The organism is Streptomyces sp. Ag109_G2-15, assembly GCF_900215565.1.
Classification (GTDB): Bacteria; Actinomycetota; Actinomycetes; order Streptomycetales; family Streptomycetaceae; genus Streptomyces; species Streptomyces diastatochromogenes.
Window position 1 is genome coordinate 5,280,882 of the sequence record NZ_OCNI01000001.1, and the last position, 9,204, is coordinate 5,290,085.

Annotated in this window: 7 protein-coding genes and 1 pseudogene; 1 reads left to right on the forward strand and 7 read right to left on the reverse strand. The window is 74.1% G+C overall.

What is annotated here, in order from left to right; all coding sequences use genetic code 11:
* Positions 1-42: 42 nt before the first annotated feature.
* The 7 genes and pseudogenes from CRP49_RS23720 to CRP49_RS23750 form a co-directional block, all read right to left on the reverse strand.
* Entirely contained in the window at positions 43-855 is an 813-nt protein-coding gene (locus CRP49_RS23720) for a CoA ester lyase (RefSeq protein ID WP_097255206.1), read from the reverse strand.
* Positions 852-2,057, reverse strand: coding sequence for a CaiB/BaiF CoA-transferase family protein (locus tag CRP49_RS23725; RefSeq protein WP_097255207.1), 1,206 nt, complete (start codon positions 2,055-2,057; stop codon positions 852-854). Before CRP49_RS23725 ends, CRP49_RS23720 begins: the two co-directional genes overlap by 4 nt.
* Positions 2,054-2,947, reverse strand: a complete 894-nt coding sequence (gene rbsK, locus CRP49_RS23730; protein ID WP_097255208.1) for a ribokinase — start codon at positions 2,945-2,947, stop codon at positions 2,054-2,056. The genes CRP49_RS23725 and rbsK overlap by 4 nt, the downstream gene beginning before the upstream one ends.
* A complete protein-coding gene (locus CRP49_RS23735) occupies positions 2,944-4,305 on the reverse strand; it encodes an ADP-ribosylglycohydrolase family protein (RefSeq protein WP_097255209.1) in 1,362 nt (453 codons plus the stop codon). Before CRP49_RS23735 ends, rbsK begins: the two co-directional genes overlap by 4 nt.
* Positions 4,293-5,468: an ADP-ribosylglycohydrolase family protein gene (locus CRP49_RS23740; RefSeq protein WP_097257505.1), complete on the reverse strand. Its 1,176-nt coding sequence runs from the start codon at positions 5,466-5,468 to the stop codon at positions 4,293-4,295. The genes CRP49_RS23735 and CRP49_RS23740 overlap by 13 nt, the downstream gene beginning before the upstream one ends.
* An 8-nt stretch (positions 5,469-5,476) precedes the next feature.
* A complete protein-coding gene (locus CRP49_RS23745) occupies positions 5,477-6,592 on the reverse strand; it encodes an ADP-ribosylglycohydrolase family protein (protein WP_097255210.1) in 1,116 nt (371 codons plus the stop codon).
* A 421-nt stretch (positions 6,593-7,013) separates the two neighbouring features.
* Positions 7,014-7,970, reverse strand: a pseudogene (locus CRP49_RS23750) (ADP-ribosylglycohydrolase family protein); the annotation flags it as partial.
* A 131-nt stretch (positions 7,971-8,101) separates the two neighbouring features.
* On the opposite strand from CRP49_RS23750, the gene CRP49_RS23755 reads away from it, so the two are divergent.
* Positions 8,102-8,833 (forward strand): VIT1/CCC1 transporter family protein, encoded by a 732-nt coding sequence (locus CRP49_RS23755; RefSeq protein WP_097255211.1) that lies wholly within the window; start codon positions 8,102-8,104, stop codon positions 8,831-8,833.
* The last annotated feature ends 371 nt before the right edge of the window (positions 8,834-9,204 follow it).

Here is a 9,204-nt window from a genome sequence, read left to right on the forward strand (position 1 = left end):
CCCGGAATCTTCTGGGCGCCCTCGGTGTGTGTGGAAGGAAGTTCAGCGACTCCGCCCCAACGACAGGGTGCGCTGCGCCGCCGCCACCACCGCCGCGTCGACGAAGCGGCCGTCGGGGAGGGCCTGGGCGCCCTCGTTCGTCGCCGCTGCCTTGATGATCGTTTCCGCTGCCTCGATCTCCGCGGACGTGGGCAGATACGCCCGCTCGATCACCGGCAGCTGCCGTGGGTGGATCGCCGCGCGGCCCAGGAAGCCGAGGGTGCGGCCGCGGGCGCAGGAGGTGGCCAGGCCGTCCAGGTCGCGGATGTCGGGGTGGACGGACTGGGGCGGCGGTGCCAGGCCGGCCGCGCGGGCGGCGACGACCACCCGCGAGCGGGGCCAGTCGAGGCCCGCGTCGGCCCGTACGCCCAGATCGGCCCGGAGGTCGGCCTCGCCGAGGGAGACGCCCCGCAGGGACGGGTGGGCGGTGGCGATGGCGAAGGCGTGCTCGATGCCGAGGGCCGACTCCAGCAGGGCGTACAGGGGGACGGGCGTGGCCACGGCGACCTGCCTGATCTGGCCCGGGGACGTCACCTTCGGGAGCCGTAGCCCGGACACGCCCGGCAGCGTGGCCAGCGCCGTCAGGTCGGCGGCCGCCCAGGGGCCGTCGAGGGCGTTGACGCGGACGTGCACCGGGACGGGCTGCGGCTCGCCCAGACGCTCGGCCGTGGCCGCGCGCGCGTACTCCTTGCGGTCGGGGGCGACCGCGTCCTCCAGGTCGATCACCACCACGTCGGCGCCCGCGGCCAGCGCCTTGGCCACGACGTGCGGGCGGTCGCCGGGGACGTACAACCAGGTCAGCGGGTACGACGTCACAGGGCGCCCTCCTCGCGCAGGGCGCGCAGCTCGGCCGGGGCGAGGCCCAGCTCGGTGAGCACCGCCTCCGTGTCGGCGCCGTGCGGGCGGCCGGCCCAGCGGATCGCGCCGGGCGTCGCGGACAGCCGGAAGAGGACGTTCTGCATGCGCAGCGGGCCCAGCTCCGGGTCGGCGACGGTGGTGACCGTGTCCAGGGCCTGGTACTGGGGGTCCGCCAGGACGTCCCGGGCGTCCTGGACCGGGGCGGCCGCCGCATCCGCCTTCTCGAAGGCCGTGAGGACCTCGGTGCGGGTGCGGGCCGCGATCCAGGAGCCCACCGCCTCGTCCAGGACGTCGGCGTGCGCGGCCCGGTCCGTGCCCGTGGCGAACCACGGCTCCTCGATCAGCTCCGGGCGGCCCACCAGCCGCAGCACCCGCTCCGCCACCGACTGCGCGGAGGTGGAGACGGCGACCCAGCGGCCGTCGGCGGTGCGATAGGTGTTGCGCGGGGCGTTGTTCGCGGAACGGTTGCCGGTGCGTTCCTGGACGTAGCCGAGCTGGTCGTACCAGGTGGGCTGAGGGCCGAGGACGGCGAGGATCGGTTCGATGATCGCCATGTCCACGACCTGCCCCTCGCCGGTCCGGTCCCGCGCGGACAGGGCCGTCAGCACGGAGTACGCCGTGGCCAGACCGGCGACCGAGTCCGCGAGCCCGAACGGTGGGAGCGTCGGCGGTGCGTCCGGTTCGCCGGTGAGGGCCGCGAAGCCGCTCAGCGCCTCGGCGAGGGTGCCGAAGCCGGGCCGGTGCGCGTAGGGGCCGAACTGGCCGAAGGCCGTGACGCGGGCGAGGACCAGCCGCGGGTTGACGGCGGACAGCTCCGCCCAGCCCAGCTCCCACTTCTCCAGGGTGCCGGGGCGGAAGTTCTCGATCACCACGTCGGCGGTGGCGGCGAGCCGGAGCAGGGTCGCGCGGCCGCCGGGCTTGGACAGGTCGAGGGTGATGGTGCGCTTGTTGCGGCCGAGCACCTTCCACCACAGGCCGACCCCGTGCTTCGCCGGGCCGTGCCCACGGGACGGGTCGGGCCGGTCCGGATGCTCCACCTTGATCACCTCGGCGCCGAAGTCGCCGAGCAGGGTGGCGGCCATGGGGCCGGCGAAGAGGGTGGCCAGGTCCAGGACGCGCAGGCCGGTGAGGGGCTGCGGGGTGTTCGCGGGGCTGCTCATGCCGTGTACTGCGCGTCGATCTCCGGGCGGTACGGCATCGACGCCGACGCCCCCTCCCGCTGCACGGACAGGGCCGCCGCCGCGGCCGCCCAGGACAGGGCCTCCCGCACCGGTTTCTCCTCGGCGAGGGCCACCGCGAGCGCGCCGACGAAGGTGTCGCCCGCCCCGGTGGAGTCCACGGCCTTCACCCGGGGCGCGGGCACCACCAGGGGTTCGGCGCCCCGGGCCAGATACAGGCTGCCGGTCGCGCCCAGGGTGACGACGACCTGCGGCACCACGTCGAGCAGGGCGGCGGCCGCCTCCCGTGGGTCGGTGCGGCCGGTGAGGGTGACGGCCTCGTACTCGTTCGGGACCAACAGGTCGGTCGCGGCGAGGAGTTCGGGCGGGAGCGGCTGGGCGGGGGCCGGGGTGAGGATCGTACGGACGCCGTGCCGGCGGGCGGCCTGCGCGCCCGCGACGACCGCGGCCAGCGGGATCTCCAGCTGGAGCAGCAGCGCGTCGGCGGAGGCGAGCAAGCCCTCGTCGCCGAGTGCGAGGTGGTCGACGGTGCCGTTGGCGCCGGGGACGACGACGATGGAGTTGCCGCCCTCGTCGTCCACCACGATGTGCGCGGTGCCGGACGGGCCCTCGACCGTGCGCAGGAAGTCGGTGTCCACACCGGAGTGTTCGAGGGTGTCGCGCAGCCGCACACCGAAGGCGTCGTTGCCGACCGCGCCGATCATCGTGACCGTGGCGCCGGCGCGGGCCGCGGCGATCGCCTGGTTGGCGCCCTTGCCGCCGGGGATCGTACGGAACTCCCGTCCCGTCACGGTCTCGCCGCGCTGCGGAGCCTTGGTGACGTAGGTGACGAGGTCCATGTTGGTGCTGCCGAGGACGGCGATGTGGGTCATGGGCGGGTCGCCTCCAGGTACGTGAGGTGGGCGAGGGTGTCGAAGCCGGTGCCGTCGAAGTCGGCGACGGTGGTGGCGAGCCGGTTCTTCAGCGGGGCCCGCCAGCGGTCGGGGAGCGCGCCCGGGGTGCCGGCGAGGAGGCCGGCGATGCTGCCGGCGGTCGCTCCGGCCGAGTCGGTGTCCCAGCCGCCGGACACGGCACGGCAGACGGAGCCGGTGAAGTCGCCGTCCGCGTGGGTGAGGGCGGCGACGATCAGGGCGGTGTTGGGGACGGCGTGGACCCAGTGGTGGGTCGCGGAGTAGGTGGCGTGGAGTTCGTCCACGACGTCGTCGAAGTCCTGGTGCCTCCTCGCCGACCGGAGGGCGTGGTCGATCGCCCGCGCCAGGCGGGAGCGGGGTGGGACCACCGTGCGGCCGGTGTGCAGGCAGGCGTGGATGTCGTGGGTGCCGGTGGCCGCCGCGGCGAGGGTGGCGGCCGTGAACATCGCCGCGTAGACGCCGTTGGCGGTGTGGGTGAGGCGCGCGTCGCGGTGGGCCTGTGCGGCGGCGGCCGCGGGGTCGCCGGGGTTGGTCCAGCCGTGGACGTCGGCGCGGATCAGGGCGCCGATCCACTCGCGGAACGGGTTGCGGTGGCGGGCGGTGTGCGGGGGCTCGATGCCGGTGAGGAGGTTGCGGAAGGCGATGCGTTCGGCGGTGAAGGTGCGGCCGGGCGGGAGTTCGTCGAGCCAGAGCTGTGCCACGTCGGTGGTGGTGAAGGTCCTTCCGTGGCGCCCCAGCAGGAGCAGGTTGAGGAGGGGGTAGTTGAGGTCGTCGTCCTCGGGCATGCCGTCGATGTTCTCGGCGAGGGAGGTGGTGGCGGAGCGGCGGTTCCAGGGGTACTGGGTGAGGAGGTCCTCGGGGACGCCCCTTGCCGTGAAATACGTGGTCAGGGGCCAGTTCCCGGTTGCCTTGGCGAGGGCGCGGATGCCGTCGCGGGGGAGTTTCTCGACGGGTTTGCCGAGGAGGCAGCCGATGGCTCTGCCGAGCCAGGACGCTTCGAGGGTGAGGGGGGTGGGGGTGGGGGCACTCACCTGCGTGGGCCAGTCCGGGCACAGGGCCTTGATCTTCGCCAGGTCCGTCGGCTCGTCCTCCGCCAACTTGCTCGGCAGGTCGGCCAGTTCGTCCAGCAGGTCCTCGGCGAGGAGGCGCAGGTAGCGGGACGCGCGGTTCGGGGAGGCTCCCGCACGCTCCGGAGGCTCCAGGCCTCCCGCCGCGCGCCATCGCGCCTCGATCCTCGACGGTTCCCGGCCGTCCAGGCGGGCCTGGTGGAGCTCGTGGCCCAGCAGGTCCTCCGGCTGGACCCAGGTCAGGCGGAGCATGGCGTGCCTCCGAGCGCCGCGAAGGCCTGCTCGTGTGCGCGTCGGCGGCGTACGTCTTGTGCGAAGACCTCGCGGGTGACCGCGGCCAGGATGCGGGCCGGCTCCCACAGGTCCAGGCGGCTCGCCTCCGCCACCGTCTTCGCCCAGTCCTCGGGCACCGGGGAGCCCAGGGCGCCCGCGAGCGCGCCGGCCATCGTGGCGATCGAGTCGCAGTCGCGGCCGTAGTTGACCGCGCCCAGGACCGCCTGGCGGTAGTCGCCCCCGGAGACCAGCAACATGCCGAGAGCGACGGGGAGTTCCTCGATGGAGTGCAGCCGGGAGGGGCGGCGGGCGCCGAGGGAGGGGGCGCGGTAGTCGGGGCCGACCGTGTCGTACGGGGACACCGCCTGCCGGAGCGGGACCAGGGCCGACTCGAAGTCGCCGTGTGCGCAGGCCACTTCGCAGACCTTCTCGATCGCCGCGCGCGTGCCGTCCTTCGCCAGGGACAGGCAGGCGGTCACCACCGAGTCCGGGGTCGCGCCCGGTGCGGTGGCGGCGGCGACCGCCGCGGCGAGGACTCCGGCGGCTTCACGGCCGTACGACGACTGGTGCGCACCCGCGATGTCCAGCGCCTCGGCGTACGCCCCGGCCGGGTTGGCCGCGTTGACCAGACCGACGGGGGCCATGTACATCGCCGCACCGCAGTTGACGATGTTGCCGACGCCCGCTTCCCGGGGGTCCACATGGCCGTAGGCCAGCCGTGCCACGAGCCACTTCTCGGCGAGGAAGAGGCGCTGCAGCGGCAGGGCCTCGGCCTCCAGCTCGGGGATCCAGCGCGGGTTGGTCATCAGGTCCGGGACCAGGTGGTCGGCGACGGCGTACGCGTCGAGGTGGTCACGGACGCGGGCGTAGACCCGGACCAGCGCGTGGGTCATCAGGGTGTCGTCGGTGACGTGGCCGTCGCCCTTGTGGTACGGGGCGATGGGGCGGGCCGTGCGCCAGGCGTCGCCGTGCCAGGGGCCGACGATGCCGTGGACCCGGCCGCCGTGCCGCTCGGTGATCTGGTCGGGGGAGTAGCCCTCGACGGGGCCGCCGAGCGCGTCGCCGACGGCGGCTCCGACCAGGGCTCCGGTGATCCGCTCGTCCAGACCGCACCCGCGGCTTTCTTCTCCTATGGGCGTCATGCCCCGAATCATCCTCCTGGTCGGGCCCGTTGTGCGGCTTCCAGGAGTCCGGCGAGTTCCACCAGGTCGGTGCCGGTGAGGCGGGGCAGGGCGCAGCCGGACAGCGTGCGGCAGGCGTCCCGCCAGCTCGCCGGGAGGGCCGCGCCGCCGCCCAGGGCGCCGGTGAGCGCGCCCGCGAGAGCGGGGGCGGAGTCGGCGACCCGGGACAGACAGGCGGCGGCGGGGACGGCCTCGGCGAGCCGGCCCCGGGCGGCCGTGGCGAGGGCCAGGGCCACGGGGACGGTCTCGGCGGCGGCGATGCCGTAGCTGTAGACGTGGTCGACGATCTGGTGTTCCAGGAGGGGGACGAGGGCGAACGCCGACTCGCTGTCCTCGGCCAGGGCGAGGGCGTGGCGGGTGTTGCGGCCGATCTCCGTCTCCGCGGGGAGTTCGCCGACCGCGGCCGCCACGCAGGTGTCCGGGTCCGCACCGGTGAGGGCGAGCGCGAGGGCCGCCGCCATCGCGCGGGCGCCGTGCACGCCGTCGCCGTCCTGGGTGTAGCGGGCGTCGAACTCGGCGAGATCGGCGGCGCGTTGGGGGTCGCCCGGGTGGGCCACCGCGAGGACGCAGGCGCGGACGCAGGCGGCGTCGTCGAAGTAGTGCGGGTTGTCGTGGCCGGTGGCGGGCGGGCGCAGGCCGGCGGCGAGGTTGCCGAGGCCGGCGCGGACGGAGATGCGGGCGCGCAGGGGCAGTACGGCGGACTCGATCTCGGGGGCGCGGTCCGCTGCGGCGGCCACTTCCGCGGCTACGGCGGTCCAGGTGAGGTCGATCGCGGCGCGCATCCGGCGTTCCCGGCCGAGGTCGCCGAGTACGTCGTCGTCGCCGGCCCGCAGGACCGCTTCCGCGGCGAACGCGGCCCACTCGGCGTCGTCGGAGGGGCCGAGGCGGAGGGGTTCCGGGGGCTGGTTGAGCGCGATCGGTACGGGGAGGGTGGTGGTGGCGTTCTGCTCGGCGAAGGTGTCCAGTTCGCGGGTCAGGCGGCGGGTCCACTCGGGCATCCTGGCGGCGCGGTGCCGGGCGGCGGGCCAGCCGGCGGCGTCGCCTGCGGCCAGGCCCAGCAGGAGTCCTTCGATGCGGCGCGTCATGACACCGGCTCGCTGTCCTGGTGCCCGGAGTTACCCGCACCGACCAGGGGGCTCCGCCCCCTGGACCCCCGTACCTTTGCCCACCCACCACCCGACTCGGTTGGCTGGGAAGTGGCGGGGCGGGGTGTGGGTGGCTCGGTCGGGTGAGAAGTGGCGGGGCGGGGTGTGGGTGGCTCGGTCGGCTGCGAAGTGGTCGGGCCAAGCCCCCGTACGTCCTCCGGCAGGAAGTCCGGCCGTACCACCCCCGCCCCCACTTCCCGCCCTCCCCCGGCACCAGCAGCTCCGCCACGTCCAGGATGTGGTGGCCGGCCATGGAGGGCAGGCAGCGGCCGCGGGCCGGGCCGATGGCCGAGGCCCAGTCCGGGGGGATCGCCGAGATGCCCTGGGTCGCGCCCGACAGGGCGCCGGCCACCGCCGCCGTCGTGTCCGCGTCGCGGCCCATGTTGACCGCGGTGAGGACCGCCTCCCGGAAGTCGCCGTCCGCCGCCGCGTACGCGCCGAAGGCGAGGGCGACCGCCTCGGGGGCCAGGTCGGTCCAGGGGTAACCGCCGATGACCACCGCGGAGCGGACCGCGCGTTCGCCGCGGTGGGCCACGGTCACCGCGCGCCGCAGCGAGCGGGCCGTCCAGGAGTCCTCGGGGACGACGGCGAGTGCCGAGGCGATCACCACCGCGGGCGAGGCGCCCGCCATCGCCGCCGCCACTCCCGCCGCGACCGCCTGGCCGCCGTAGATGCCCTCGCCCTCGTGGCTGACCAGGCCGTCGATCGCCACCAGACGGGCCGCTTCGGCGGGGCGGCCCGCCGCGAAGACGCCGAAGGGTGCCGCCCGCATCGCCAGGCCGTCGCTCCAGGCGTGCCGGTGCTGGGCGGAGATGGGGGCCGCGAGGCCCCGGCGGAGGTTCTCCAGCGTGCCCCGCTCGCTGAAGCCCGCGCCGCGGAAGGGGCCCTCGGCCCGGTCGGCGATCCACTCGTGCCAGGCGGCCTCGACATGGGCGGGGGTGAGGGCCGAGCCGTGCCGGGCCAGCAGCAGGCCCGAGAAGATCGCGTACTCGGTGTCGTCCGTGCCGGACGGCGTCTCGGTGACGTACCCCGTGATACGGCCCCAGCGGGCGCGGATCTCGGAGGGCTTCAGGTTCTCCGCGGGTGCTCCGAGCGCGTCTCCGACGGCCAGGCCGAGCAGGGCGCCGCGGGCCCGTTCGCGGAGTCCGGCGGCGTCCCCGGGCGCCGCGGCCGGGGGAGTGCAGGCGATCGATGCCATGGGCGGCCTCTCCTTCGCGGGACCTTTGCGGATGTCTCCCACGGGAGGGGTGCGGGTGAGCCTCGGCGGCCGCCGTGTCACCCGGTCGGCATCTGAGCAGTCATGATCACGGATGAGCATTCGGGGGTAAAACCGCAGGTTAGCCCAGCCTTTCCTTGCTGGCGGCGATGAAATTATCGGCGTACGTTCGGGGTTGTCGAAAAGTAGAACTCGTCCAAAGTTAGCTTTGGCTAAGCTTCCTGGGGGACCCCATGGCCATCATCGAAACCGAGGCGGCGCTGCACGAGGCGCACCGTGACAACCACACGCACCGGGATGTGAACGGCGGTTGGCTGCGTCCCGCCGTCTTCGGCGCCATGGACGGCCTGGTCTCCAACCTCGCCCTGATGACCGGTGTGGCCGGCGGTTCCGTCGGTCACCAGACGATCGTCATCACCGGGCTCGCCGGCCTCGCCGCCGGCGCCTTCTCCATGGCGGCCGGCGAGTACACCTCCGTCGCCTCGCAGCGTGAACTCGTCGAGGCCGAACTCGACGTCGAGCGGCGTGAACTGCACAAGCACCCGCAGGACGAGGAGGACGAGCTGGCGGCGCTCTACGTGGCCCGCGGAGTCGAGCCGGAACTGGCCCGTGAGGTCGCCCGGCAGCTGTCCGAGGATCCCGAGCAGGCCCTGGAGATACACGCCCGCGAGGAGCTGGGCATCGACCCCGGTGACCTGCCGTCGCCGCTGGTCGCGGCCGTGTCGTCGTTCGGGTCCTTCGCGCTCGGCGCGCTGCTGCCCGTCCTGCCGTTCCTGCTGGGCGCGGCCGCCCTCTGGCCGGCCGTTCTCCTCGCGCTCGCCGGGCTCTTCGGCTGCGGTGCGGTGGTGGCCAAGGTGACCGCGCGGAGCTGGTGGTACAGCGGCCTCAGGCAGCTCGCGCTGGGTGGTGCGGCGGCCGGTGTGACGTACGCCCTGGGCAGCCTGTTCGGAACGGCCGTAGGATAGCTCGACCGCTACCTATGCGTTGGGCCGCATAAATAGCCGTTACTTGCTGGTTTCGAATGCTTAACCACCGGGCATGAGCCGTAAGCGCTGTGGGCAATGACGCCTGCGGCGCACTCGCGGGAGGAGCGAAGACGCTCCCCCCGGCCCCCCCGGGCCGACGGACGCCGATCTGATCGATCTTGTCCCGCTCGGTCCCCCCATACTTTCCGCCGCTTGTGTGCGGCGCCGCCGTGACCCAACGGCACCCGCCGCAAACCCGGGCGGCGTCCGCATGTTGGAACGGAGTATCCGGTTCCCGAGAACCGCTCCATCATGTAACCTGCACGAAATTTTGCACTCCGCAGAGGGCCAACGTCGTCCCTCGGCACCTG

Excerpts from the sequence above, each read along its gene's own strand:
- CRP49_RS23745 (WP_097255210.1), bottom strand. The coding sequence starts at position 6,592 with ATGACGCGCCGCATCGAAGGACTCCTGCTGGGCCTGGCCGCAGGCGAC.
- CRP49_RS23735 (WP_097255209.1), bottom strand. The coding sequence starts at position 4,305 with ATGCTCCGCCTGACCTGGGTCCAGCCGGAGGACCTGCTGGGCCACGAG.
- rbsK (WP_097255208.1), bottom strand. The coding sequence starts at position 2,947 with ATGACCCACATCGCCGTCCTCGGCAGCACCAACATGGACCTCGTCACC.
- CRP49_RS23740 (WP_097257505.1), bottom strand. The coding sequence starts at position 5,468 with ATGACGCCCATAGGAGAAGAAAGCCGCGGGTGCGGTCTGGACGAGCGG.
- CRP49_RS23755 (WP_097255211.1), top strand. The coding sequence starts at position 8,102 with ATGGCCATCATCGAAACCGAGGCGGCGCTGCACGAGGCGCACCGTGAC.
- CRP49_RS23725 (WP_097255207.1), bottom strand. The coding sequence starts at position 2,057 with ATGAGCAGCCCCGCGAACACCCCGCAGCCCCTCACCGGCCTGCGCGTC.